General features: G+C 67.0%; 23 protein-coding genes and 5 pseudogenes. 11 read left to right on the top strand and 17 right to left on the bottom strand.

All coding sequences use genetic code 11. The features are described 5' to 3' along the window. Positions 1 to 846: MFS transporter (locus BN4332_RS15105; RefSeq protein WP_066899256.1), on the top strand; the 846-nt coding region annotated here is incomplete at its 5' end. Here BN4332_RS15105 and BN4332_RS15100 read toward each other — a convergent pair. Then, positions 830 to 2,101: a diiron oxygenase gene (locus tag BN4332_RS15100; RefSeq protein ID WP_066899255.1), complete on the bottom strand. Its 1,272-nt coding sequence runs from the start codon at positions 2,099 to 2,101 to the stop codon at positions 830 to 832. The genes BN4332_RS15105 and BN4332_RS15100 overlap by 17 nt on opposite strands. 121 nt (positions 2,102 to 2,222) lie before the next feature. Between BN4332_RS15100 and cobF the strand changes: the two genes are divergently transcribed. Next, positions 2,223 to 2,981: a precorrin-6A synthase (deacetylating) gene (cobF, locus tag BN4332_RS15095; protein WP_066899253.1), complete on the top strand. Its 759-nt coding sequence runs from the start codon at positions 2,223 to 2,225 to the stop codon at positions 2,979 to 2,981. Between the two features lie 6 nt (positions 2,982 to 2,987). Then, positions 2,988 to 3,371 carry a phage holin family protein gene (locus BN4332_RS15090; RefSeq protein WP_074133077.1) on the top strand — a complete coding sequence of 128 codons (384 nt, stop codon included), beginning with the start codon at positions 2,988 to 2,990 and terminating at the stop codon, positions 3,369 to 3,371. On the opposite strand, the pseudogene BN4332_RS15085 reads toward BN4332_RS15090, so the two are convergent. Then, a pseudogene (locus tag BN4332_RS15085) lies at positions 3,345 to 5,111 on the bottom strand (FUSC family protein); the annotation flags it as partial. The gene BN4332_RS15090 and the pseudogene BN4332_RS15085 overlap by 27 nt on opposite strands. A gap of 40 nt (positions 5,112 to 5,151) precedes the next feature. On the opposite strand from BN4332_RS15085, the gene BN4332_RS15080 reads away from it, so the two are divergent. The 3 genes from BN4332_RS15080 to BN4332_RS34385 all read left to right on the top strand — a co-directional run bounded on the left by BN4332_RS15080 (position 5,152) and on the right by BN4332_RS34385 (position 7,510). Further along, positions 5,152 to 6,006 (top strand): Fpg/Nei family DNA glycosylase, encoded by an 855-nt coding sequence (locus BN4332_RS15080; RefSeq protein ID WP_066899251.1) that lies wholly within the window; start codon positions 5,152 to 5,154, stop codon positions 6,004 to 6,006. Between the two features lie 47 nt (positions 6,007 to 6,053). After that, on the top strand, positions 6,054 to 6,803 hold the full coding sequence (locus tag BN4332_RS15075) for an SDR family oxidoreductase (protein WP_066899249.1): 750 nt from the start codon (positions 6,054 to 6,056) through the stop codon (positions 6,801 to 6,803). 317 nt (positions 6,804 to 7,120) lie between these two features. After that, positions 7,121 to 7,510, top strand: coding sequence for a hypothetical protein (locus tag BN4332_RS34385; protein ID WP_074133076.1), 390 nt, complete (start codon positions 7,121 to 7,123; stop codon positions 7,508 to 7,510). 3 nt (positions 7,511 to 7,513) lie between these two features. Here BN4332_RS34385 and pgi read toward each other — a convergent pair whose 3' ends face one another. Further along, entirely contained in the window at positions 7,514 to 9,163 is a 1,650-nt protein-coding gene (pgi, locus tag BN4332_RS15065) for a glucose-6-phosphate isomerase (RefSeq protein WP_066899247.1), read from the bottom strand. A 50-nt stretch (positions 9,164 to 9,213) separates the two neighbouring features. Here pgi and BN4332_RS15060 point away from each other — a divergent pair, with 50 nt between their 5' ends. Then, on the top strand, positions 9,214 to 10,662 hold the full coding sequence (locus BN4332_RS15060) for an NAD-dependent succinate-semialdehyde dehydrogenase (protein ID WP_066899245.1): 1,449 nt from the start codon (positions 9,214 to 9,216) through the stop codon (positions 10,660 to 10,662). 80 nt (positions 10,663 to 10,742) lie between these two features. After that, a complete protein-coding gene (locus BN4332_RS15055; protein ID WP_066899243.1) occupies positions 10,743 to 11,903 on the top strand; it encodes an SGNH/GDSL hydrolase family protein in 1,161 nt (386 codons plus the stop codon). Positions 11,904 to 11,908: 5 nt separating this feature from the next. Here BN4332_RS15055 and BN4332_RS15050 read toward each other — a convergent pair whose 3' ends face one another. From BN4332_RS15050 to BN4332_RS15040, 3 genes and pseudogenes are all read right to left on the bottom strand, one after another. Then, entirely contained in the window at positions 11,909 to 12,826 is a 918-nt protein-coding gene (locus BN4332_RS15050) for a hypothetical protein (RefSeq protein WP_160110868.1), read from the bottom strand. Further along, positions 12,823 to 13,089 (bottom strand): annotated as a pseudogene (locus BN4332_RS15045) (DUF6973 domain-containing protein); the annotation flags it as partial. The gene BN4332_RS15050 and the pseudogene BN4332_RS15045, both read right to left, overlap by 4 nt. A gap of 232 nt (positions 13,090 to 13,321) precedes the next feature. Next, positions 13,322 to 13,633: a chorismate mutase gene (locus BN4332_RS15040; RefSeq protein WP_084459280.1), complete on the bottom strand. Its 312-nt coding sequence runs from the start codon at positions 13,631 to 13,633 to the stop codon at positions 13,322 to 13,324. 185 nt (positions 13,634 to 13,818) lie between these two features. Between BN4332_RS15040 and pcrA the strand changes: the two genes are divergently transcribed. Further along, positions 13,819 to 16,146, top strand: coding sequence for a DNA helicase PcrA (gene pcrA / locus BN4332_RS15030; protein ID WP_066899237.1), 2,328 nt, complete (start codon positions 13,819 to 13,821; stop codon positions 16,144 to 16,146). Here pcrA and BN4332_RS15025 read toward each other — a convergent pair. The 5 genes from BN4332_RS15025 to BN4332_RS15000 form a co-directional block, all read right to left on the bottom strand. Further along, complete coding sequence (locus BN4332_RS15025; protein ID WP_160110867.1) at positions 16,143 to 16,493, bottom strand: hypothetical protein; 351 nt, start codon at positions 16,491 to 16,493, stop codon at positions 16,143 to 16,145. The two genes, pcrA and BN4332_RS15025, sit on opposite strands and share 4 nt — an antisense overlap. Before the next feature lie 225 nt (positions 16,494 to 16,718). Further along, positions 16,719 to 17,186 (bottom strand): pyridoxamine 5'-phosphate oxidase family protein, encoded by a 468-nt coding sequence (locus BN4332_RS15015; RefSeq protein ID WP_066899230.1) that lies wholly within the window; start codon positions 17,184 to 17,186, stop codon positions 16,719 to 16,721. 30 nt (positions 17,187 to 17,216) lie between these two features. Next, the gene (locus BN4332_RS15010; RefSeq protein ID WP_066899228.1) at positions 17,217 to 18,452 is read right to left on the bottom strand and encodes an LLM class flavin-dependent oxidoreductase; all 1,236 of its coding nucleotides are present in this window, start codon (positions 18,450 to 18,452) and stop codon (positions 17,217 to 17,219) included. A gap of 8 nt (positions 18,453 to 18,460) precedes the next feature. Then, a complete protein-coding gene (locus BN4332_RS15005) occupies positions 18,461 to 18,946 on the bottom strand; it encodes a hypothetical protein (RefSeq protein WP_200820304.1) in 486 nt (161 codons plus the stop codon). Between the two features lie 9 nt (positions 18,947 to 18,955). Further along, positions 18,956 to 19,570 (bottom strand): hemerythrin domain-containing protein, encoded by a 615-nt coding sequence (locus BN4332_RS15000; protein ID WP_264077299.1) that lies wholly within the window; start codon positions 19,568 to 19,570, stop codon positions 18,956 to 18,958. A gap of 146 nt (positions 19,571 to 19,716) precedes the next feature. Here BN4332_RS15000 and BN4332_RS14995 point away from each other — a divergent pair, with 146 nt between their 5' ends. Continuing rightward, the gene (locus BN4332_RS14995; protein ID WP_066899226.1) at positions 19,717 to 20,358 is read left to right on the top strand and encodes a TetR/AcrR family transcriptional regulator; all 642 of its coding nucleotides are present in this window, start codon (positions 19,717 to 19,719) and stop codon (positions 20,356 to 20,358) included. Between the two features lie 28 nt (positions 20,359 to 20,386). Here the strand turns inward: BN4332_RS14995 and BN4332_RS14990 are convergent, their stop codons facing one another. From BN4332_RS14990 to BN4332_RS14970, 6 genes and pseudogenes are all read right to left on the bottom strand, one after another. Further along, on the bottom strand, positions 20,387 to 20,659 hold the full coding sequence (locus tag BN4332_RS14990; RefSeq protein ID WP_338066803.1) for a hypothetical protein: 273 nt from the start codon (positions 20,657 to 20,659) through the stop codon (positions 20,387 to 20,389). 30 nt (positions 20,660 to 20,689) lie between these two features. Next, a pseudogene (locus BN4332_RS35075) lies at positions 20,690 to 20,740 on the bottom strand (4Fe-4S dicluster domain-containing protein); the annotation flags it as partial. Between the two features lie 50 nt (positions 20,741 to 20,790). Further along, a pseudogene (locus tag BN4332_RS14985) lies at positions 20,791 to 21,920 on the bottom strand (FAD-dependent oxidoreductase). After that, positions 21,913 to 22,641 carry an ABC transporter ATP-binding protein gene (locus BN4332_RS14980; protein WP_066899223.1) on the bottom strand — a complete coding sequence of 243 codons (729 nt, stop codon included), beginning with the start codon at positions 22,639 to 22,641 and terminating at the stop codon, positions 21,913 to 21,915. The pseudogene BN4332_RS14985 and the gene BN4332_RS14980 overlap by 8 nt, the downstream one beginning before the upstream one ends. Further along, positions 22,638 to 23,522 (bottom strand): ABC transporter permease, encoded by an 885-nt coding sequence (locus BN4332_RS14975; RefSeq protein WP_096866910.1) that lies wholly within the window; start codon positions 23,520 to 23,522, stop codon positions 22,638 to 22,640. Before BN4332_RS14975 ends, BN4332_RS14980 begins: the two co-directional genes overlap by 4 nt. Then, positions 23,501 to 24,460, bottom strand: a complete 960-nt coding sequence (locus tag BN4332_RS14970; protein WP_066899221.1) for an ABC transporter substrate-binding protein — start codon at positions 24,458 to 24,460, stop codon at positions 23,501 to 23,503. Before BN4332_RS14970 ends, BN4332_RS14975 begins: the two co-directional genes overlap by 22 nt. Before the next feature lie 204 nt (positions 24,461 to 24,664). Here BN4332_RS14970 and BN4332_RS14965 point away from each other — a divergent pair. Further along, a pseudogene (locus tag BN4332_RS14965) lies at positions 24,665 to 24,859 on the top strand (cytochrome P450); the annotation flags it as partial. Positions 24,860 to 24,862: the final 3 nt, after the last annotated feature.

The raw sequence follows: 24,862 nt of genomic DNA, 5'->3' as shown, positions 1-24,862 counted from the left end.
GGCGTCCGCGGCGCGCCCCGCGACGCGCTGCTGGTGACCGGGATCGACGACGCCGCGCGCGGCCGGGTGTTCGGATTCCACCGCGCGATGGACACTTTCGGCGCGGTGCTCGGTCCGCTGCTCGGCCTGGTCGGCTATGAACTGCTCGACCATCAGATCGCCCCGCTGCTGTGGGTGGCAGTGGTGCCCGCGGGCCTCAGCGTGCTGCTGGTGTTCCTGGTGGCCGAGCAACGCCGCACCCGGCCGGCCAAGGAGCGTCAACCGATCTTCGCCCGCGTGCGCGACCTGCCCGGGCGGTACTGGCGGGTGACGGCCGTGCTGGTGGCGTTCGGCCTGGTGAATTTCCCCGACGCGCTGCTCTTGTTGCGGCTCAACGAGATCGGCTTCTCGGTGGTCGAGGTGATCCTGGCCTACGTCACCTACAACGCCGTGTACGCCGTCTCAAGCTTTCCCGCCGGGCTGCTGGCCGACCGGATCGGGCGGCTACCGGTGTTCGGTATCGGCCTGGTGTTCTTCGCGGTCGGCTACGCCGGGCTGGGACTGACCACCGACCCGCTGCTGGCCTGGCTGCTGATCGGGTCCTACGGCTTGTTCACGGGCTGTACCGACGGGGTCAGCAAGGCCTGGGTGTCGTCACTGGTCGGATCTGACCTGCAAGGCAGCGCCCAAGGGGTGTTTCAGGGTCTCAGCGGATTCGCCGTGCTGGGCGCGGGAATCTGGGCCGGGCTGCTCTGGACCGTGGTTCCAGGTCAGCCCGGCCAATTGCCCCTGCTGATCTCCGGGATCTGCGGTGGGGTGTTCGCGGTCGGGTTGCTCGGACGCTCGGTAGTTATCCGGCGACCGTGACGTCTGCGCCTTCGAGTTCGAAGGGCGGTTCGCCCACGCCGGCGACGGAGTGCGTGCCCTGCGAGGTGCGCTCGGTGATGCGGGCGTCCACGGTGCGCGTACCGATGCTGATCCGCACGGGCCCGGGCGCGACCGACTTTGGCGCGTCGAGAATGGTTCCGCGCCAGTGGAATTTGCCGTCGATCGGATCCAGATGGCCGGCCAGCCGCACGTGGACGCGACGATCGGCGTCACCGGTGTCGAGCACCGCGAACCCGTCGTAAACCTCCTCGGTCACGGCCTCGTCGGAACCGATGGGACCGGCCGACAGCGCGGTGGGACCCTCCGGGGTGCGAGCCGGGAGGAAGCCGGCCCGCCGCCACATCCGGCGGCCGATCCGGCCCATCAACCCGACCTCTTCGAGGAAGGCGGCCAGCGGGGCGAAGCCGGAGATCTGCACCTCGCGGCGGTGCGCGCTGGTCCGGGCCATGCGGCGTGCGGCGCGCGGATCCAGGCCGACGCGTGCGTACTGCACCTTGTTGGTGAACAGGTAGCGGAAGAACGGCCCGCCCGCACCGTTGAGATTGGCCACCCAGGCCCGCTTGTACCAGGGCATGGACGGGGTGCGCTTGCGCAGGCCGTCGCGGGCGAACTGGATGTGCCGGGCCTCCTCGGTGACGTGAATGCGCATGAGGCGCTGCACCATCGGCTGCAGCTCGGGGTCATCCATCATCTGCCGTTGCAGCGAGTCGAAGATCTCCTCGCCGACCAGCGCGGCCACCCACAGCACCGAACCGCGGAACACGAACGGCAGCGAGTTGATGATGATGCGCTGATACAGCCGCGGCCGCACCGGCTTGGCGCCGATCTTGTCGATGGCCTTGCCGAACATCACCATGTGCCGGGTCTCGTCACCCAGTTCGGTGAGCTCGTAATGCGTGGAATGCGACGTCGGGTCCTGATGCATCATCTTGCGCAGCAGCGACTGGTTGAGGATGTTCTCGAACCAGATCCCGGCCGACAGGGTGTTGGCCAACTCCTGACGCGACAGCTCGATCTGCTCCGCGCGGGACATCTTGTCCCACAACGGGGTTCCATACAGCGACACGATTCGCGGGGGCAGGAAGAACTTGTCCGGATCCAGCGGCGCATCCCAGTCGATGTCGACGACGGGCGCATAGGACTTGCGCACCGACCCCTTGAGCAGGCGTGCGGAAAACGCGTCCCGCGCCGCGACATTGGCCGATGTGGCACCGGAGCTGACCGAAGCTGTCACCGTTGACGTCCCTTCGTTGAGGTTGCCCTGATTCGACGTTAGGTACCGACAATGCGTGATGTCAATACCCCGGGTACCGGATACTTCGGGTACCCGGTTCCGGGTCGGTTAACCTTCGTCTGTGCGTCGCATCCATGTCATCGGAATCGGGGCCGGTGATCCGGACTTCGTCACGGCCCAGGCCGTTTCCGCGCTCAACGACACCCAGGTTTTCTTCGCGATGGACAAGGGCCAGCGCCGGGGCTCGTCGGATGATCTGGTGGCCGTGCGCAAGCTCATCTGCGACCGGTTCATCACCGAGCCGGGCTACCGGTTCGTCGAGCTGGTCGATCCGCCGCGCGCCGCCGCCGGCGACGTACCGGGCTACCGCCAGGTCGTCGCGGACTGGCATGCCGAGCGCGCCCGGATCTGGGCGAAAGCGATCGAGACCGAACTCGGGCCCGACGGCACCGGGGCCTTTCTGGCGTGGGGCGATCCATCGCTGTACGACAGCACGCTGCGGATCCTGGAAAAAGTGGCCGACCACCTCGACATCCAATACGACGTCATCCCCGGCATCACCGCGATCCAGGTGTTGACCGCGCGCCACCGTATCCCGCTCAACGACGTCGGCGAACCGGTGCTCATCACGACCGGACGCCAGTTGCGCGAGCACGGGCTGACCGGCAGCGCTGTGGTGATGCTCGATGCCGATTGCTCATTCCAGCAGTGCCCGCCGCAGACCCGGATCTGGTGGGGGGCGTATCTCGGCACCCCCGACGAGTTGCTCTATGCGGGAACGGTCGGCGCGGTCGGCGACGAAATCGTTGCTGCGCGTGCCGAAGCCAGAGCCCGTCACGGCTGGATCATGGACACGTACCTGCTGCGCTCGGCAGACTAGACCGCCATGAGCTCATTTCTCCTGCGCGCCGCGATTACCGGATTCGCGCTCTGGGTGGTCACTCTCATCGTGCCGGGGATCTACTTCATCGGGGGCGACACGACCCTCGCCCGGGTCGGCATCATCTTCGTCGTCGCGGTGATCTTCGGTCTGGTCAACGCGTTCATCAAGCCCATCGTGCAGATCCTGTCGATCCCGCTCTACATCCTGACGCTCGGCCTGATCCACATCGTGATCAACGCGCTGATGTTGTGGATCACGTCGTGGATCACCGACAACACCACCGGTTGGGGTCTGCATATCGACCAGTTCTGGTGGACTGCCATCTGGGCGGCCATCGTGCTGTCGTTGGTGAGCTGGCTGTTGTCGTTCGTCAAGGCCCTCGCGTAGGGCTGCCGCCTGTTCGGTGAGCGCGGCCGCGGTGTCCGCCGCCGCCTCGGCGCCGGCTTCGGTGTCGCTGTCCCGCTCGGCGCTCCAGCACGCCGCCAGCGTGCGGTAGGCGAGTTGTTCGGCGGCCACGATCGTCGGCCACATGCGTTCGGCCGCAAGCCGTTGCGTGGCCGATCCGCCGACACTCGCGTCATAGGCGGGTAGCAGTTCCGTGGCCCGCAGTTGCAGATCGCGCCGCTCGGTGCGGGCCGCCGGCGAGGTGGCATCGCCGACGGCCAGGTGCGGCAAGGTGGCGGTGACCGCGTCGATGGTGTCGGTGACGGCCCGGCGCAGGCCGGTCGGGTGGCGCAGCCGCTGCGTGGCCCAGTACACCGCCAGTGCCACCGCGCAGCCGATCAACGTGTCGCTGCCGCGGGTGAGCAGCAGTTCGCCGAGATCGTCGACGGGTGCACCGCCGGAGGCGATGGTCAGCGCGGCGGGCGTGATGAACACGACGGCCAGGGTGTAGTTGCGCAGCACGTACATCTCGATGACGAACTGCAGCGTCCCGATCACCAGGGCCAGCCACAGCCCGTGCGGGTGCAGCGCGAGGATCAACCCGGCCACCCCGAGCCCGAGCCAGGTGCCCAGCGTGCGCTCGACGCCGCGCGCCACGGTGCGGTGCCAGGCGAACCCCTGATGCAGCATGAGCACCGCGGCGGCCATCGCCCAATAGGCGTGGGTCATCGTGAGAGCCTGCGAGATCCACACGGCGATGACGCCGGAGATCAGCACCGCGATACCCACCCGCACCGCCAGCTGCAGTGACACCGATCCGGGTGTCAGTGCCCGACGCAGCAGGCGGCGCGCACTGGGCCGGCCCAGCGGAACTCCTTCGGCGCCATGATCATCGGTGATCGCGTCGGCCGGCACGGTGGCCAGATGTCGCGCCAGTGCGGCGCCCTCGGGTGGCGCGGGCTCGCCGGCATCGGCCGCCCGCATCGCCTCGGCGAACAAGGCGTGCAGCCGACGGTTGACGACCCGCAGCCGGTACAGCGCCTGGTCGGGTTTGGGCTGCACCGGTTGATAGGTGACCAGGGTGACCCATGCGGTGTGCAGCAGCAGGGCGGCCCGGTGGCGAGCCGCGGCCTGGGCGGAGTCATCCTCGGATCCGATGGTGTCGATGTAAGCGGCGACGGCGGCGGCCGCGGCGGCCACGGCCGCCTTCTCCGGCCCGCGAGGACGGATCAGCGCGCCCGACATGTGCACCAGCCAGGCGAACGCGCCGCCGGCCAGGACGAGTGTGGCGTGATGGCTCGGGCTGAGGTGCAGCGTCGCCGGGGTGCCCGTACCGGCGGCGCAGGCCAGCACCACCAGGTAGGCCCCGGGCGGTCCGACCGACAGGGCGTGGCAGACCAGCGTGGCCACGACCGCGATCATCGTCACGGTCAGCACGCCCAGCCACGGCGCCGACGACGCCCAGTCTCCGAGCGCCACCGCGGCGGCGAAGCAGACCGCGACCACCGCAAGAAACCCGCCGCGATTCAGGTAGGGGCGGCCGCTGCCGTACAGCGAGGTGAATCCGCCGATGGTGGCGATCAACCCGGCCGCGACATCTCCGGCCAGCCAGCCCACCAGAACCGGCACTGCCATACAGATTCCGGCACGCAGCGCGAACGGCCAGCGACGCGGCACGCTGTTGATCACGAAGATCGTGCGCAGTGGGTGAGTGGGCGCCCGTGGAGCAGGCCGATCGGACATGTCTACAGCATGCGCGGCGTTTCGCTGACACACTGGAGCCATGCCCGAACTGCCCGAGGTCGAGGCGCTGGCCGATCACCTGCGCCGGCATGCGACCGGCCGGGAGGTCACCCGGATCGACGTGTCCGCGTTGTCGGTGTTGAAGACCTTCGATCCGCCGACCACCGCGTTGCACGGCCAGACCGTCACCGGGGCGAACCGCTGGGGCAAGTACCTGGGTCTGGAAGTGGGCCCCTGGCACCTGATCACGCACCTGTCCCGGGCGGGTTGGTTGCGCTGGTCGGACAAGCTGGCGCCGACGCCGCTGCGGCCGGGCAAGGGGCCGATCGCGCTGCGGGTGCACCTCGGAGACGGGTTGGGTTTCGACCTGACCGAGGCCGGCACGCAGAAGCGGTTGGCGGTCTGGGTGGTCGATGATCCGATGGCGGTGCCTCAGATCGCCTCACTCGGGCCGGACGCAATGTCGCTCGATGCCGCCGCGCTGGCCGGTGTGCTGTCCGGAAATTCGGGACGGATCAAGACCGTGATCACCGACCAGAAGGTGATCGCGGGGATCGGCAATGCCTACAGCGACGAGATCCTGCACGTGGCCAAGCTGTCGCCGTTCGCGACCGCGGGCAAGCTGACCGATGCCCAGCTCGCCGCGCTGCACGACGCAATGATCACGGTGCTCACCGATGCGGTCACCAGATCGGCGGGCCAGCAAGCCGCAACGCTCAAGGGGGAGAAGCGGTCTGGTCTGCGGGTGCATGCGCGCACCGGCCTGCCGTGCCCCGTGTGCGGTGACACCGTGCGGGAGGTGTCGTTCGCCGACAAGTCGTTCCAGTACTGCCCGACGTGTCAGACCGGGGGCAAGGTGCTGGCCGACCGGCGGATGTCGCGTCTGCTCAAGTAGGCAGTCTCCGTTTCTTGACAGTTGTCTAACTCGGTTATCCTGCAGCGATGACCCGTCAGAAGATCCTGATCACCGGTGCCAGCTCTGGACTGGGCGCCGGCATGGCCCGTCAGTTCGCGGCCAAGGGCCGTGACCTCGCGTTGTGCGCTCGCCGCACCGAGCGGCTCGATGAGCTGAAAGCCGAATTGGCCGACCGGCATCCCTACATCAAGGTGGCGGTCGCCGCATTGGACGTCAACGACCACGAGGCCGTGCCGCGGGTGTTCGGCGAACTGTCCGAGGAGCTCGGCGGTATCGACCGGGTGATCGTCAACGCCGGCATCGGCAAGGGCTGGCCGCTGGGGGAGGGCAAGCCGTGGGCGAACAAGGCCACCATCGAGACCAACCTGATCGCCGGCCTGGTGCAGATCGAGACCGCGCTGGAGATGTTCAAGAAGTCCGGCAGCGGTCATCTGGTGCTGATCTCATCGGTCCTCGGCAACACCGGTGTCCCCGGCGGCAAGGCGGCCTACTGCGCATCGAAGGCCGGTATGACCTCCTTGGGTGAGTCGCTGCGCGCCGAGTACGACAAGGGCCCGATCCGGGTGACGGTCATCGAGCCGGGATACATCGAGTCCGAGATGACGGCCAAGGCGGCGAGCACGATGCTGATGGTCGACAACGAGACCGGCGTCCGCGCGATGGTCGACGCCATCGAGAAGGAGAAGGGCCGCGCCGTGGTGCCGCGCTGGCCGTGGGCGCCGTTGACTCAGGTGATGCGGTTGCTGCCGCCGAAGTACACCAAGCGATTCGCTTAGCCGCAGGCGTCACGGCGTCACGGCGTCACACAGTCACACCAGTCGCGGCTTCGCCTGGCACCAGCACAGACAGGCGTTAACGCCGCGGATTGCGGTCAGTATTGAGCAGTAGACATCCGCGTCGAACGCTTGATCCGGCGGCGACGCGAAATCTGGCCCGCGTTTGCAACGCTACGGCGGGGGAAACGTCGTCTGGGCCGCCAAACAGTCGCCGCTCAAGGTCACCTGACCGAAACCCGCCCGGATTTCAGCGCCGGGTTTCGGCACCGGGTGCCCCTGGGTAGACCTCGGTCATGACCTCAAAATTGATTGCCTCAATGTTCTTTGCAGGCGCTGCGGCGGGGGCCGTCGCATTCGGCCCGGTCGCCATGGCTGAGCCCGCTCCGCCGCCTCCGTGCGTGAACGCCGACGGCACCCCGTGCGCTGACCTGGGCACGGCCGGTCCCGGCGGCGCCACCGGTCAGATTCCCGGTGGACCTGGCGGCACGGCAGGCCCGGGTGGCGCCAGTGGCGCGATCCCCGGCGGCCCCGGTGGAGCGGCCGGACCTGAGGGTGCGACGGGCGTCATCCCCGGTGGCCCGGGCGGCACCGCCGGACCTGAGGGTGCGACAGGCTCGATCCCCGGTGGTCCTGGCGGTACAGCCGGTCCCGGCGGTGCCGAGGGTTGCATCCCGAACGTCGGCTGCGCTTCGATCCCGGCACCGTAAGCCCTAGGCGGACCGTCCGCGCTCCGCTCGATACCGGCGCACCAGCGCGTCGGTCGACGAGTCGGACTGCTGGCCCGGCGACCCGGATTCGGTGATCACCGGCAGCAATGCCTTGGCTTGCGTCTTGCCCAGCTCGACGCCCCATTGATCGAAGGAGTCGATCCCCCACACCACTCCCTCGGTGAACACCTGGTGTTCGTAGAGGGCGATGAGCTGGCCCACCACCGACGGCGTCAACCTGGTTGCCAGGATTGACGTCGTCGGTCGGTTCCCGGGCATCACCTTGTGCGGTACCACCGCCGCCGAAGTGCCTTCGGCGGCAATCGCTTCGGCAGTCTTGCCGAACGCCAGCACCTGGGTCTGGGCGAAGAAGTTGCTCATCAGCAGGTCGTGCATGCTGCCGGTGCCGTCGGCCGTCGGCAGGTCGTCGGTGGGTTGGGAGAAGCCGATGAAATCGGCCGGAACCAGCCGGGTCCCCTGGTGCAGCAGCTGGTAGAAGGCATGCTGGCCGTTGGTTCCCGGCTCGCCCCAGAAGATCTCACCGGTCTGCGTGGTGACCGCCGAACCATCGGCCCGCACGGACTTTCCGTTGGACTCCATGGTCAGCTGCTGCAGATACGCCGCGAACCGGGACAGATCGTTGGAGTAGGGCAGCACCGCACGCGATTGCGCGCCAAAGAAATTCGAATACCACAGGCCGATCAGCCCCAACAGCGCCGGAGCGTTCTCCGAGAGCGGTGCGGTGCGGAAGTGCTCGTCGACCAGATGGAAACCGGCCAGGAACTCGGCGAACCGCTCACGACCGATCACGGCCATCACCGACAACCCGATCGCCGAGTCCACCGAATACCGGCCACCGACCCAGTCCCAGAAACCGAACATGTTGTCGGTGTCGATGCCGAACTCACTCACCAGCTTGGCGTTGGTGGACACGGCCACGAAGTGCTTGGACACCGCCGCCTCGCCCAGCGCGTCCACCAACCAGCGGCGCGCGGCCGCCGCGTTGGTCAGGGTCTCCAGCGTGGAGAACGTCTTGGAGGCGACGATGAAAAGTGTTGTGGCGGGCTCGAGATCGGCCAGGGTGGCGACCATGTCGGCCGGGTCGACGTTGGACACGAAGCGGGCGCTGATGCCGGCGTCGGCGTAGTGGCGTAGCGCGTCGTACACCATGACCGGGCCCAGATCCGAACCACCGATGCCGATGTTGACCACGGTGGTGATGCGCTCGCCGGTGGCGCCGGTCCACTCGCCACTGCGCAGCCGATCGGTGAACGCGCCCATCCGGTCGAGCACCTCGTGTACGTCGGCCACCACGTCTTGGCCGTCGACCGTCAACGTCGCATCGGCGGGCAACCGCAGGGCGGTGTGCAACACCGCGCGGTCCTCGGAGGTGTTGATGTGCTCCCCGGCGAACATCGCGTCACGGCGGGCCTCCAGCCCGGCAGCGCCGGCCAGATCGGTCAGCAACTCCAGCGTGCGACGGGTGACGCGGTGCTTGCTGTAGTCGATGTAGAGGTCGCCGACGGTCAGCACGAGCTCGGTTCCACGGGCCGGATCCTGATCGAACAACTCCGTCAGATGGGTGTCGCGGATCTCCTCGTAGTGCTTCGTCAAGGCCTGCCATGCGGGGGTTGCGGTGATGTCAGCACTCATTCCGCTGACCTTAGTGCGGCGGTCGGTTGAAGGGTGTACATGATGGATGTATGGCCATTGAAGACTTGATTTCATCCGTGCCCACCGGGCTGTGGATCGGTGGTGAGGAACGCCAGGCCGCTTCGACATTCAATGTGCTCGATCCGAGCGACGATCAGGTGTTGGCCACCGTGGCCGACGCGACCGCCGCCGATGCCGTCGCGGCGTTGGACGCCGCATGTGCGGTGCAGGCCGAATGGGCCGCGACCGCGCCGCGCAAGCGGGGCGAGATCCTGCGATCGGTGTTCGAGAAGATCACCGAGAACGCCGACGACATCGCCGCGCTGATGACCCTGGAGATGGGCAAGGTGCTCGCGGAGAGCAAGGGCGAGGTCACCTACGGCGCCGAGTTCTTCCGCTGGTTCTCCGAGGAGGCGGTGCGCATCGCCGGGCGCTACACCCCGGCGCCGGCGGGCGCCGGCCGCATTCTCGTCACCAAGCAGGCCGTCGGCCCGTGTTACGCGATCACGCCCTGGAACTTCCCGCTGGCCATGGGCACTCGCAAGATGGGCCCGGCCTTCGCGGCGGGCTGCACGATGATCGTCAAACCCGCCCAGGAAACCCCGCTGACCATGCTGCTGCTGGCCAAGCTGATGGATGAGGCGGGCCTGCCCAAGGGCGTGCTCTCGGTGCTGCCGACGACCAGCCCGGGGGAGGTGACCACGGCGCTGATCGACGACGGACGGCTGCGCAAGCTCACCTTCACAGGCTCCACCGGTGTGGGCAAGTCGTTGGTCAAGCAGTCCGCGGACAAGCTGCTGCGCACGTCGATGGAGCTGGGCGGCAATGCTCCGTTCATCGTGTTCGACGACGCCGATGTGGACGCGGCCGTCGACGGCGCCATCCTGGCCAAGATGCGCAACGGCGGCGAGGCCTGCACCGCGGCCAACCGCTTTCACGTGGCCAACGCGGTGCGTGAGGAGTTCACCGAGAAGCTCGTCAAGCGGATGAGCGAGTTCAACCTCGGCAAGGGCATCGACCCGGCCTCCACGTTGGGCCCACTGATCAATTCCAAGCAGGTTTCCACCGTGACCGAACTCGTCTCCGACGCGGTCTCGCGTGGCGCGACGGTCGCCGTCGGCGGCGTCGCCCCCGGCGGTCCGGGCAATTTCTATCCGGCCACCGTCCTGACGGACGTGCCCGCCGACGCCCGCATCCTCAAGGAGGAGGTCTTCGGGCCGGTTGCCCCGATCACCGGTTTCGACACCGAGGACGACGGTGTGGCCGCCGCGAACGACACCGAATACGGCTTGGCGGCATACGTTTACACCCGGTCGTTGGATCGCGCCCTGCGGGTGGCCGAGGGCATCGAGTCCGGCATGGTCGGCATCAACCGTGGCGTCATCTCGGATGCGGCCGCGCCGTTCGGCGGCATCAAGGAGTCCGGCTTCGGCCGTGAGGGCGGCTCAGAAGGTATCGAGGAGTACCTCGACACCAAATATATTGCGCTAACGCGTTAGCGCTCCGTCGCGCCTTCCCGGTTCGGCGCCCGCGGCCCCCTAAACTCTGGGGCTCGGACGCCAAGACAGGAGGGCATGACGTGACTGCGGCGCCAGTCCGTGCTGCCGGTCGGCGTCGGCGTGCCTCCATTCGGCGTGACATCCCCGCACTCGACGGCATCCGCGCCATCGCGGTGGCCCTGGTGCTGGCCGGCCACGGCGGAGTGCCCGGGGTGGCCGGGGGGTTCATCGGCGTCGACATCTTCTTCGTGCTCAGCGGATTCCTGATCACCTCGCTGCTGCTCGACGAGTACCGCCGCACCGAACACATCGACCTCAAGGGGTTCTGGATCCGGCGGGCCAAGCGGCTGCTGCCCGCAATGGTGCTGATGGCGCTGGCCGTGGTGATCGCGCGGGACCTGTTCCCACCCGAGGCGGTGGCCACGCTCCGTGAGGACGCCGTCGCGGCGTTCTTCTGGATGGCCAACTGGGTCTTCGTCGCCGCCGACACCGACTACTTCAGCCAGGGCGCCACCCCGTCACCGCTGCAGCACACCTGGTCGCTGGCGGTCGAGGAGCAGTACTACGTCCTGTGGCCGCTGCTGGTGCTCGGCGCGATCCTGCTGTTGCGTCGGCGCCGCCCCGCCGCGGTGCGTGCCGCGGTGTTCGTGATCGCGGTGCTCGGCGTCACCGCCTCGGCGGTNTGCGGCATCGCCCGCGGCGGCCCGTACCGCTCGGCCGGGGAGACGCTCAATCAGAAACCCGAGTGCGACTCGTGGCCGGAACGGTGGGCACAACGGATCGCCCATGACCGCCCGGAAACCGTGCTGTTGATGATCGGGCGCTGGGAGGCCGTCGACCGCACCTGGCGCGGGCGATGGACACACATCGGCAACGACGCCTACGACGCGTATCTCAAGAGTGAACTGAAGCGCGCGCTGGACATTCTCAGCTCGACCGGAGCGCGCGTGGTGGTGACCACGGCGCCCTACAACCGGCGCGGCGAGCGGTCCGACGGGACGCTGTATCCAGAGGATCAGCCGGGCCGGGTTCAGGAGTGGAACACCATGTTGCGCGAGGAGGCCGCGCGACGACCCAACGTGTCGGTGCTGGACTTCAACGCCAAGCTCAATCCGGACGGCGAGTACACCGCGAAGATCAACGGGGTGCGGATGCGCAGCGACGGCGTGCACCCGACCTCAGAGGCCGTGCAGTGGTTGACGCCGTGGCTGCTCGACTCGCTGAAGACACCGAAGCCGTAGCGGCCTCATCGGGGGCAGGTGTCGAACTGCTGGCGCAGGCGTTCCTGCAGCGCCTTTTCCGCGGGCGACAGGTTGTCCCCTTGGGGTGTGGTCGGGTATCCACAAGCGCCTACATGCACTGTCCCGTCCGGTGCCGCGGGGAGGAAGATCTGATCGACGTACCAGGTCAACATCAGCGGTGAGTCGGGTCCGGCACCGAGCGCCGCGATGACATCGTTCAGTTCGGATTCCGCAGCCTGGCTGTCGGTGACCGCGATGTCGAGCTCGGTGATGACGCCGGAACTGACCGTCACCCCACCGACCTGAACGGAGAGCGACTCGAGTTGAGTGTCGACGTGTCGTTCTTGATCGGGTGAGAACGGAAAATAGACTCTCCAGCGAGACACGCGGCTCGACCTTCCGGGCCATATCTCGGCTTTGCCAATTCTGCCCAGGCCCTCCCGGATCGTGGCGAGTGTGGCGTCCACTGGCGATTCGACCGATACGTAGAGGTCGCCGTTCGGCATATCGTCACGGGTCCACTTGATCACCGACTCCGGACCCAGTGCGGGGGTGAGTTGACGCAGGCGCTCGACATCGTCGATCAACTGATCGGCATCAATGTCGGCGACCGTTCCGCGGACTGAAATCAGTGGCTTTTCGGAGACGCGGATGTCGACGGTTTCCAGATCCTCGTTCGGGTTGTTCTTGAGCGTTTCGAGGACCGTGCGGATCTGCTGGGGCGTCGCCGTCATCATCATCACCCAGAGATTTGGCAGCGTGACGGTTGCCAACCCCTCTTCGTTCGTCGAAAACCCGGCGCGGGTCACTCCGGGCATGGCGGCGACGGTGTCTTTCAGTTTCTCAGCGCCATTGTCTTTGCCGTAGAAGCACCCACCGAGCAGGCCGGCCACCAGCAAGGCAATCGCGGTCACTTTTGTCACGCCGCTCCTGGGGTTCGACCCTCAGTGGGGTAGGGGGTCGGGTCGCCGGGCGGAACATCCTTGGGGTCGCCCCCGGGCAGGCCTGGCGTCAATGCCGGGTCATCGCTCCAAGTCACACCGGCGCCATCCTTGGTCACAATCACGGTGTCGCCGCCCCTCACCGCCGATTCCACTAGATCGGCGAGTTCCTGGGGCGACGCGTCGGGATTGGCCATTCCGATCTGGCGGCCGATCTCGTTGTTGTACAGATCCATCGCTTCGCGGGGTGCGGGATCGTGCTGCTCTCGAACAAAGGGGCGCCGGGCTGCGGCGTGCCGCTACCGAAGCTCGCCCGCGCGACTCGGGATGTCGTCAGGAAAGCGTCGAGCACGCTCACCGGCGCCACCTGAGTCTTGTCACCCACTCATTATTGGGGCGGTCGGTGATGGGCTTACGCGGCAATTTTTCGGGAGAGTCGGTGGACATCCCGGGGCGAAGCTCTGCGCCCGGGAACTCTCAGTGGCCCAAACGGCCACGACCCAGGCGCAGCAACAGCATGGCGAGGTCTTTGCCCTCGGGGCCGAGCACGCTGTAGCGCTCGATGACCTTCATCTCGCGGCTGTGCACCAGGCGGGTGCCGCCGGAGGCCATGCGGGCTTTGCCGATCTCTTTCGAGACCTCGGTTCGCCGCTGGATGGCGGCCAGGATGGTGGCATCGAGTTCGTCGATCTCTCGACGCAGGTCATCGATCTCAGGCACGTTCACGATGGTCTCAGTCATGGTGGGCTCCTCGTTGTGCGGGGTGTCCTCGCCGGTTCCGGGCCTCACTCATGAAAATAGCCCCGGATCCGGATGCGGACCGCGGGGCTGGCAGGAATACAGCTAAACCACGGGCACCGCGAACCGGTACCCGTAGAAAAATCGCTGCTGCTCGGTGAGCATGCAAATGAGTGTGCCACCAGGCGTAGTGCCAGCGCAAAGTTGTCGTGGGGCAGCGGTAAGTTTGAAGCAATATGACCTCCGTTTCTCCGGCCACCGAAATCGACCAACTCCTCGAGGGGCTCAATCCGCAACAACGCCAGGCGGTGCTCCACGAGGGTTCGCCACTGCTGATCGTGGCCGGTGCCGGCTCGGGCAAGACGGCCGTGCTGACCCGGCGCATCGCCTATCTGCTGGCCGCACGCGAGGTCGGGGTGGGCCAGATCCTGGCCATCACGTTCACCAACAAGGCCGCCGCCGAGATGCGGGAGCGCGTGGTCCAGTTGGTGGGCCCACGGGCCCGCAACATGTGGGTGTCGACGTTCCACTCGACGTGCGTGCGCATCCTGCGCAACCAGGCCTCGCTGCTGCCGGGCCTGAACTCCAACTTCTCGATCTACGACTCCGACGATTCGCGGCGTCTGCTGATGATGATCGGCAAGGACATGGGGTTGGACACCAAGCGGTACTCGCCGCGGTTGCTGGCCAACGGCATCTCGAACCTGAAGAACGAGCTGATCGGCCCCGAGCAGGCGGCCGCCGAGGCGTCGGAGGCGGCCGAAGAGATGGCCGGCATCATCGCCCAGGTCTACGGCGAGTACCAGCGCCGGCTGCGCGCGGCCAATGCGCTCGACTTCGACGATCTGATCGGGGAGACCGTCGGGATCCTGCAGGCCTTCCCGCAGATCGCCCAGTACTATCGGCGCCGGTTCCGGCACATCCTGGTCGACGAGTACCAGGACACCAACCACGCGCAGTACGTGTTGGTGCGCGAACTGGTGGGGCACCACCTCGACGAGAACGAGGGGGTGGGCCCGTCGGAACTGTGCGTGGTGGGTGACGCCGATCAGTCCATCTACGCGTTCCGCGGGGCGACGATCCGCAACATCGAGGACTTCGAGCGCGACTATCCGGACGCGACCACGATCCTGCTGGAGCAGAACTACCGCTCCACCCAGACCATCCTGAACGCGGCCAATTCGGTGATCGCCCGCAACACGGGCCGCCGCGAGAAGCGGCTGTGGACCGAGGAGGGCGAGGGCGAGCTGATCGTCGGCTACGTGGCCGACAACGAACACGACGAAGCCCGGTTCGTCGCCGAGGAGATCGACGCGCTGGCCGACAGCGAAGGCCTGAAATACGGTGACGTCGCGGTGTTCTACCGCACCAACAACTCCTCGCGCGCGCTGGAAGAGGTGTTCATCCGCGCCGGCATCCCGTACAAGGTCGTCGGCGGCGTGCGCTTCTACGAGCGCCGCGAAATTCGCGACGTCGTGGCTTACCTGCGGGTGCTGGACAACCCGGGTGACTCGGTGAGCATGCGCCGCATCCTCAATACCCCGCGCCGCGGTATCGGCGACCGGGCCGAGGCCTGTGTCGCGGTGTACGCCGAGAACACCGGGGCCAGCTTCAACGACGCGTTGCAGGCCGCGGCCGAGGGCCGGGTGCCGATGCTCAACACCCGCTCGGAGAAGGCCATCGCGAGCTTCGTGGAGATGCTGGACCAGTTGCGGGCCAAGCTCGATGACGAGCTGGGGGATCTGGTCGAGGCCGTGCTGGAACGCACCGGCTACCGCCGCGAACTGGAAGCCTCCAGCGATCCGCAGGATCTGGCCCGATTGGACAACCTCAACGAACTGGTCAGCGTCGCACACGAATTCAGTACCGACCTGGCCAATGCCCGGGCTCTGGCCGAACAAGGCGAGGATGAGCCGGTCGACGAGGACATCCCGGACACCGGGGTGCTGGCCCAGTTCCTGGAGCGGGTGTCGCTGGTCGCCGATGCCGACGAGATCCCTGAAGACGGTGCGGGCGTCGTCACGATGATGACGCTGCACACCGCCAAGGGCCTGGAGTTCCCGGCGGTGTTCGTCACCGGCTGGGAGGACGGCATGTTCCCGCACATGCGGGCACTGGGCGACCCCAACGAGCTGTCCGAGGAACGCCGGCTGGCGTATGTCGGCATCACCCGCGCCCGCAAACGGCTGTACCTGTCGCGGGCCAAGGTGCGCTCGTCGTGGGGTCAGCCCATGCTCAACCCGGAATCGCGGTTCCTGCGCGAGATTCCGGAGGACCTGATCAACTGGCGACGCGTCGAACAGCCGTCGTCATCGCTGAGCGCCCCGGTCGGTAACGCCGGTCGCTACGGCACTCCGCGTCCGTCGCCGTCACGGCCGGCACCCGCGCGCAACCGCCCGGTCATCACGCTGCAACCCGGCGATCGGGTCACGCACGACAAGTACGGGCTGGGTCGCGTCGAGGAAGTTTCGGGTGTCGGCGAATCAGCGATGTCACTGATCGACTTCGGCAGTGCGGGCCGGGTCAAGCTCATGCACAACCACGCGCCGGTGCAGAAGCTCTAGCGCCCCAATCGACGACAGACGCCAGACAACAGCGCACAGATCAGGGTGACGGCGGGCAGACCGAAGGTTTGTACGTCGGATTCGCCAGCCGTGTCGTTGAACACGGCGAGGTTGGCAGCCGACAACGTGAGGCTGGTGGCCGAGGCCGCCACGATCAGTACCACTCCGGACATCTTGCGGCGCAACAACATGATTGCGCCACCGAGGAACATCGCCGCAGCGATGAACATCCCGACAACGGTCGCAGGCTGGACCACCAGGGGCGGGTAGAACATCGCGGTGCCCATCGGCGCGAACACCCAGGTGGCCAACAACGACAGAGCCATCGCCCCCAGACAGTTCAACATGCAGGGCAGGCTCAGGAGGGCCGTCGCGATGGCGAGGACACCGCTCGGTTGTACGCGCGCCGAAGCCGGCGGGTTCATCGCCGCGCCTCGGCCCGTTTCCTCTGGCGTCGTGCTCGTCATGGCGTTCCTCCTGACCGGTACAGCGAACGTAACAGCGCTCGGGAGGTAGCCGATGCACCAGATTTTCCGACCGCCGCGCCCGCGTGATCATGCCAGGGCCGGCCGTCAACCCGGCGGCTCCGAGCGGCTGTAGCCGGCCAGCCACTGCGCGGTGAGCTCATCCTCTTCGGCGTGGCCGAACGTGTAGGCCGGTGATCGCATCGGCAGCGCGCGTTCGACGTGCACGAGAACGGCTCGGTTGGCCGGATACCCCGGCCCGTTCCGCTCGAGCAGCCATTCGTTCAGCCAGTTGTACGCTGCGCTGCCGGCCTCGTGGATCTCGGCCGTGCCGGAGAATCGATAACCTCTGCGGCGCAGAAAATCGACGACGGCAATCTCCACCCGAGGGTTGGCAATCAGATTGGCCACGGTGCGTGGGGAATCGATGTCCATGAACACGAGGTGTTCGTCGCCGAAGACCCGAACAGATCCCTTCGGTGAGACGTTCGGCGACCCGTCCGGGCTGACCGTGGCGACGAACGCCAACTTGGCGCTGTCGACGATGCGACGCATGTCGGTGTCGATATGGGGCATGGATCAGGTCCTTTCAGGGCAATGTGCGGTTCACCGGAAGTGCGGCATGATGGCGTCGGCGTAGGTGGACAGCTGGTGGCGGTGGACGTCGTTGTGCTCGTCGTCGGGCAGCGCCTGGCCCCAGGTCTCATAGACCAGCCAATCCAACTCGCCGTCGCCGTACACCGTCGCCACCTCCGCCACCTGCTGGCGAACTTGTTCAGCTGTGCCGCAGAGCAAGTGGCCGCATTCGATCATTCGTTGGGTCAGGGCTCGTGCATCGCCGAGGTCCAGCGGCCGGTCGGATGCGTCGTCGGCGGTACGGAACACCTCGTTGAAATGGAAGTGCTGGAAGTAGTTCTGGTACCAGTAACCGAACGTCCGGGCCGCGTAGTCGAAGGCCTCCGCGTACGTATCGCCGAAGGCGATCTTGACGACGATGCCGAAGTTCTCGCCCACGCGCAGGTCTCGTCCGGAATCACGCGCGGTGTCGCGGTAGAGCGCGGCCGTCTTGCGGGCCTGCTCGCGGCTCCCCGCGGCCACCACGACATTACGACCGTTTCGGGCGGAGTCGATCGCGGTCTGTGGTGAGAACGTGTTCGGGACGAAGACGGTCGGGCGGTGCAACGGTTTGGGGATGACGCCGATATTCCGGATCGTGCCGTCGGCATCGACCTCGTCGGCACTGCCGTAGGTCCGGGTCCAATCCGCCAGTGCCCAATCGCGGATGCCGTCGGCGGGAAACGGCACCTGGTACGACTCGCCGTGGTGGTGGAACGCATCCTGTGCCCACGCTTTCTCGACGATCGAGACGTACTCGTCGAACCTGGCCCGATTCCGTTGGTCGGACACCGGATTCAACGCGGCGATGTTGTCCGACTGGGTCAGTGTCTGCATCCACCGGGTCTGGTAGCCGCGAGCGAACTGGACGCCGGCCAACCGTCCGGGGAACAGGTGGGTGAACAGGGCGATGTCCTCGGCCACTCGAATGGGGTCGTGCGATGTCACCACGACCGACATGGGCATGAACTGGATCCGCGAGGTTACTGCCGCCAATTTGGCATATGCGAGAAGTGGGTTCGGCATCGACTCGCCACCCTCGGTCTGCAGGTGGTGTTCGGTGCTACCGAATCCGTCGAAGCCGAGTTCGTCGGCGAGGCGGACGGTCGCCTCGTACTTGCCGAGCATGCGCTGGTACAGGTCGACGTCGCGGGCCACCGGCCGCGCCGAACGGCGTTCCTCCGGCGTCACCGGTACGGCCGCGGTGCTCATCAACAGGGTTTTCATGCTTCCTCCTAGACGGTGCGTGGTGTGGGTTGGGGTGTGACGAGTCGGTCCAGTCGAAGGATGTGGCTGTCATCGGGCGCCGCGGCGAGCAGCAGTGACGCGGCGGCGGCGCTGAAAACAGATGCGCTGAACGGTGTCTCGAATCCGGAGAAGAGAAACATCGAAACACCGAAGACGAGCAGGGTGACCGTGCTGGCGAACGCCGTCCACCTCAGTGCAATTCCCGCCAGCAGGGCGATCCCGAGGGCGAGTTCGGCCAGGGTCGCGCCCCAGGCGGTCGCGCCGAGCAGGGCGTCGGGCAGGTACGGCGCCAGGACCCCGACATACTCGGTGAAGGCGTCGAAGGATCCCCAGGCCACGTCGTTCGTCCCGGCCGGACCCCACAGGCCGAATCGGTCGGCTACCGCCGACAGGAACCCGGCGCCCACTGCCGCGCGGGCGAAAACTGTTGCCGCATAGCGCGTGTACGTGCGCTCGGACGGGTGCGATGTCATGACGTCTCCTCAGTGTCGTGCCGCCGGATGACGGTTCCATGGCGACCGCATGCGATAACGGGGTTCCCACAGCGCCCGGTGGAGCAGGCGGAGTGGTCGCGGGACCAGGCCGAGCACCTTGGCGTGTACTTCTGCGGATGCGTCGTCGAGTAGCCACGGAAAGAACCAGCCGGCCTCGTCGAAGCCGATGCGACGGCGCTGGTCATCGCCGAACGCCTGCCATTCCTCTGCGGTGAGGATTTCTTGTACGAGTGGCAGAACCGTGGATTCTTCGTGCTCGAGATGGTCGGTCAACACCGCGGCGAGCCGGTCGAACAGCGCCTCCAGGTTGTCGGCCGATCCCTGGGCCAGGTTGTCGTCGACCTCGCGCAGCACCGGGTCGAGCCGGGCATGCTCGTCGGTCATCTCGTGTAAGAGATTGCGCGCTGTGGTGTGGTCGCCGAGTTTCGCCTGCATCGACGGCCACAGAACCTCGTCCTCGGCCGTGTGGTGAACGGTCAAGTACCGGCTGAATGTCTGCCATCCGCTTCGTAGCGCCGATCGTATGTCGGCGTTACCTATCTGTGCTGCAGCGAATTTCATTCGGGCAAGGTCGCGTCGGAACGCGTCGTGAACGACAAGCATCATCGTGGTGTCCGGCCGGTCCATAGAAGTTCCTTCCTCATCTTCGAAACAAACTGTGCCATAACTATGGAACAGTGTGTACCACAAATGCCTTTGGTGCAAGATGTTCCGAAAGAGGTGATCGCCATGGCGAGGGAAGGAGGCCCATGACGGATGTTCGGCCACCGTCCGGTGAGGCCGCGCTGGAGCGCGGCCCCGACCCCAGGGTGATGCGGAGCCGCCAGGCCGCGCTGTCTGCCGTTCGGGAACTGCTCGCCGAGGAGGGCTGGACCGGCGTCACCCACGTAGCCGTCGCTGCCCGCAGCGGCGTCGGACGCACCACGCTCTATCGGCACTGGCCGGACGTCGGGTCTCTCATCCACGATGCGATCGTCGAGCGGATCGGTGAGGCACGGACGGCGAGAACGGGTCAGCTCCGCACGGATCTGCTCAGCGAGGTGAACGGCCTGCGACGGCTGCTCCACGACCCGGCGGCCGCCCACACCATGCGAGCAGTGCTGGAGCGGTCACCGTTCGATCCGGTGTTCGCGTCACTCCGGAACACGCTCTATCACTCTGGATCTGCCGGGTTCCGAACGATTTTGGAGACCGCCGCGTCCGATGGTGATCTCCGACCCGACACCGATATCGACCTGGTCATCGACCAGTTGGCTGGTCCGCTCGTGTATCGGCGACTGTTCGCCGGGCGCGACATCGACGAAGAGTACGTGCAGACGGTCGTCGACAGCGTCCTGCAGGTCCATGGCGCGGTGGCCGCGCCGCGTCGCGGTCGTCGCCGCAAAGGCTGAGGGCCGCGGCTTCACGAACCGGCGCCGGTCAGAGCTCCGGGTGGTTCCAGGGTCCGTCAGCCAGCACCGCGGGGGAACCCAACCGCGGCTCGGGCAACGGCGGCACCGACGTCAACACCGGGTTCTGGTCCCGCCGGGATCCCGGCGTGCGACCCCGGCCCCACCCGACCATCTCCCGGTAACCGCCGAGCAGACCCGAACTGCGCACCGCTTCTTCCGACGCATGCGGGCTGTCGACGCCGACGGGCGTGGATACCGGCGCGACGTAGAGCGCATCGGTGGGGCAGTACGCCTCACACATGAAACAAGTCTGGCAGTCGGACTGGCGCGCGATGACGGGAATGCCGTCGGAGCCACGGTCGAATACGTCGGTGGGGCACACTTTGATGCAGACGTCGCACTTGACGCAGGCGGTCGGGCTGACGATCTCGATCACGCCACTGCCTCCGACGAGATGAGTTGCGGCGCGACGGGATCGGGCGACGTCCAGACCTCGTCGAGGCCGCCGACGAGGATGCGGTGCTCGAAGCGGCGGTCGGGATCGGGCAGATCCTCGCGCCGGTGCAGGCCGCGGGTCTCGGGCCGGGCNCCAGGCGTAGGCCACCGGTGCCACGCACCGATCCCTCGTAGACCATCCGCACCGGGTAGGCCGTGGTGAACGGATCGATGCCGGCCTTGTCGAGCGGGAGAAAATAGTTCGGCTGCGCGTCGCGCATGGTCTGCCGGAGGTGTTCGGGTGCCCGGTCGAGCCGGGCGAAGACCCGCTGACCACGAGTCAGCGCGCGCTGCGCATCCTGACGCCCACTCAATCCGCGCTGTGTGCTGAACGGTCGCCCGTGCTCGTCATAGAAGCTGCCCCACTGCAGCATTCGGCCCTTGGTGTGCACGCCCCACTCGGGAGCCAGCGCATAGGCGGTGCAGAATTCCATTCCCGACAGGTGGGCACCGTGTTCGGCGGCCATCAGCAGACCCTCACCGGTGTCGACGTTGGTGCCGAAAGTTCCCGACAGGAACGCGGTTCCGCCGGTGGCCAGCACGACGGCACCCGCGCTGACCTGCCACGGCCGGCCGCCGTCCTGGCGGGCGATACCGCAGGCACCGCTGATGACACCGTCGGCATCGGCGGTCATGTCCAGCGCCGGGTGGTGATCGAGGATGCGTACCCCACTGCGATGGGCCTTGCGCCGCATTCGGCGCATGTACTCGGGGCCCTGCAGACTGCTGCGCATCTCCCGGCCGTCGGTGCCGACCGGGAAGGGGTAACCCCACTCGGAGAGCTGCTCGAGGCGGTCCCATGACGTCGCCAGGACGCGAAACATCCACTCGGAGTCGGTGATCCGGCCCGCGGACAGCTCGCGTTCACGCACCGACTCCACGCGTCGCGGGCCGGGACCGATCGCCCACAGGTTGTTGCCGCCGGCAGCGGTCGCTCCGCTGGTGCCGCAGTACCCCTTGTCCACCAGGATGACCCGGGCACCGGATTCGGCAGCCGAGATCGCCGCCCAGGTGGCCGCGGGGCCGCCGCCGATCACCAGGACGTCGGTGCTCAGCGTGTCAGTCATGGCCCACCTCTTCGCGGACGCCGAGTGCGGACAGCAGGGCACGGCGCAGGTCGTCGAAGCCGTCGGCGCTGCGCGTCCGGGGGAACGGCAGCTCGACCCGCCGGTCCAGTGACACGCGCCCGTCGGAGAGCACCACGACGCGATCGGCGAGCAGGATCGCCTCGTCGACGTCGTGAGTCACGTGCAGTACCGCCATGTGCCTACGTGACCACAGATTGTGCAGGAGCCCGTACATCTTCAGCCGGGTCAGCGCATCGAGTGCGCCGAAAGGTTCATCGAGCAGCAACAGGTCTGGTTCGCGCACCAGCGCGCGGGCCAACGAAACACGTTGGGCCTCTCCGCCGGACAACGACAACGGCCAGGCCTTCGCCTTGTCGGACAGGCCGACCTCCTCCAGCACGGCACGCCCGCGCGCGGCCCGGGTGGGCGAGTCGGGCCCGGCGTCGGGCAGGGCGAAGGTCACGTTGGCCAGGGCGCGACGCCAGGGCAGCAGCCGCGGGTTCTGGAACACCACCGCACGCGACCGGGGGACGACGACCGATCCGGTGACCTGACCGTCGAGGCCGGCCAGTATTCGCAGCAGGGTGCTCTTACCGGAACCGGACCGACCCAGCATCGCGACGAATTCACCGGCGCCGATCTGCAACTCGAGATCGTCGAGCACGCGCTGCTCGCCGAAGGCGCGGTGAAGGCCGTGCACCGCCACGACACCGGAACTCATGCCGGTGCTCCGAGGCCGTCGAAGCCGTTGCGCCATGACAGCAGCCAGCGCTCCAGCACCCGCACCAGTGTGTAGGACAGCAGCCCCGCGACCGCGTAGATGACGATGACCAGCAGCGAGACGTCGAACTGCAGGTTGGTCTGGGCACGTGACATCAGGTAGCCGATGCCCTCGGTGGTGTTGATCATCTCGGCGAAGATCAGGCTCAGCCAGGCGCTGGACAGCCCGAGCCGCAGACCGACGAGGAAGTTCGGCATCGCCCCGGGCAGGATCACCTGGGCGATCAGGGTTGATCGTCGCGCCTCCAAAGTCTGTGCCATCTCGATGAGTTGGCGATCGACACCGCGGATGCCCGAATAGGTGTTGATGTAGATCGCGATCGCCACGCCGGTGGTGATCAACACGATCTTGGGGCCTTCGCCGATACCCATCCAGATGATCAGCAGTGGGGTCAGGGCGAAATTCGGTACCGCCTTGAGGATCTGCATCGTCCAGTCGAGCAGATCCTCACCGGTGCGGGTGAGCCCGGCCACGACTGCGAGCAGCACGCCGATCACGATGCCGAGTACGGTGCCGGTCAGCACCCGCACCGCCGAGGCGCCGACGTGCGTGGCGAGTTGACCGTCGCCCAGCAGTCGCCACGCCGTGGCCGCGACCTGGGCCGGCGGCGGAAACAGGTCGGTGTTGAGCAGCCCGGTGGACGAGCCGATGGTCCAGGCCACCAGGATCAGGGCGGGACTCATCAACCGCCGCACGGCCCGGGGAACGCGTGCCCACAGCCCTTTTCGCCCGCCGAGCCCGGCGGCGACGTCGATGAGTTCGGGGCCCGCGGCCGCCGGTCGGACAACGGTTGCCGCGGTCATGACTTGGCTCCGGCCCATTCCCGCACCGAGTACTCGTGGTCGAACGATCCATCGGCGTTGAGGAACTTGTAGGCCGCCTCCAGCTGGTCCACCCCGACCTGGGGGAACGGCTCGGTGTTGAATTCGTCTTTCCGCGTCGACTTTTCGACGAACTGCAGCTCGGTGTCATCGGTCTGGGCCACCCAGGACAGGTAGTCGCCGAAGTGCTCGGTGATGTCGCGGTTGACGGCGGTGACCGCTTGCTGCCAGGCGGGCGCGAATTCCGGGTGTGCGTCGGTGAACGAGGTGAGGGCGATGTTGGTTCCGGTGCTACCGAATCCGTGACGCGACAGGCTGTCGATGATCGGGAAGCCCTTGGCCTCCAGTTCGGCCGCACTGGCACCGGTCACGATGGCCGCGTCGATCTTGCCGGAACTCAGCCCGGCAATCGATTCGGGAGTCGGCACGTCGCGCACGTGGATCTGCCCGTTGAGTCCGGCGGCGTCGATTAGCTGCCGCGCCGCGCGGTCGCGGATGGTGCCCTGTGGGGCGGTGATGTCCTTGCCGACCAAACCCCTGATCTCGCTCGGGCCACCCTTGGCGCCGACCAGCCACGCGTCACCGTTGACTGAATCAAGGGACAACAGAACGACTTTCGGGTCGCGGCTGCGTGCCCGTAGCGCTGGGTTGTCACCGATGGCCGCGACGTCGATCGCGCCGGCGAACAATGCCGAGGCAACATCGCTGCCGGACTGGAAGAACGAGTACTCGATCTTGCCGACCCCGGCCGATTTCAGCTGTTCGGCGAGGATGCCCTGGCGGTCGCCCCAGCCGAGCGAACCGGCGGGGGTCCCGGTCACCGAGGTCGCGCCGATGCGCAGCGTGTAACCGTCGGCGTCGGTGTCGTTGCTGCCGCAGGAGATTGCCGTCGTGATCAGGGTGAGCGCGAACGCGGTACGCAATAGGCGGTTGAGCATTGGAGCGGCCTCCGGGCGGGGTCAGGGCGTGAACACACGCGAATCCGCCCAAGTAGACTCCCGCCCCCGATGCCGGGCGACGGTTTGGATCAGGCTGACTGCAAGCCCACGGGTATTCACGGCAAGCGAACGGGTAATTGACCGGCGAACGAGCCGCCCAATACGTGGAACAACTATTTGATACCGCGGATGGGGAAGTGGATCGAAGGCCGCGGACACCTCAGTTTCGGGCAGGGGCTGCACTTCTGCCTGGGCTCGGCGCTGGCCCGGTTGGAGGCCCGGGTCGCGTTCGAGGAGGTGCTCAAGCGCTGGACGGACTGGGAAGTGGACTACGACAACGCCTTCCGTGCCCACACCTCCAGCGTGCGTGGCTGGGCGCGCCTGCCGGTCAAGTTCTAGGGC

Source organism: Mycolicibacterium houstonense, from assembly GCF_900078665.2.
GTDB classification, from domain to species: Bacteria; Actinomycetota; Actinomycetes; order Mycobacteriales; family Mycobacteriaceae; genus Mycobacterium; species Mycobacterium houstonense.
Note: the sequence above shows the minus strand (reverse complement) of the source record. Positions and strands in the feature narration are given on the sequence as shown.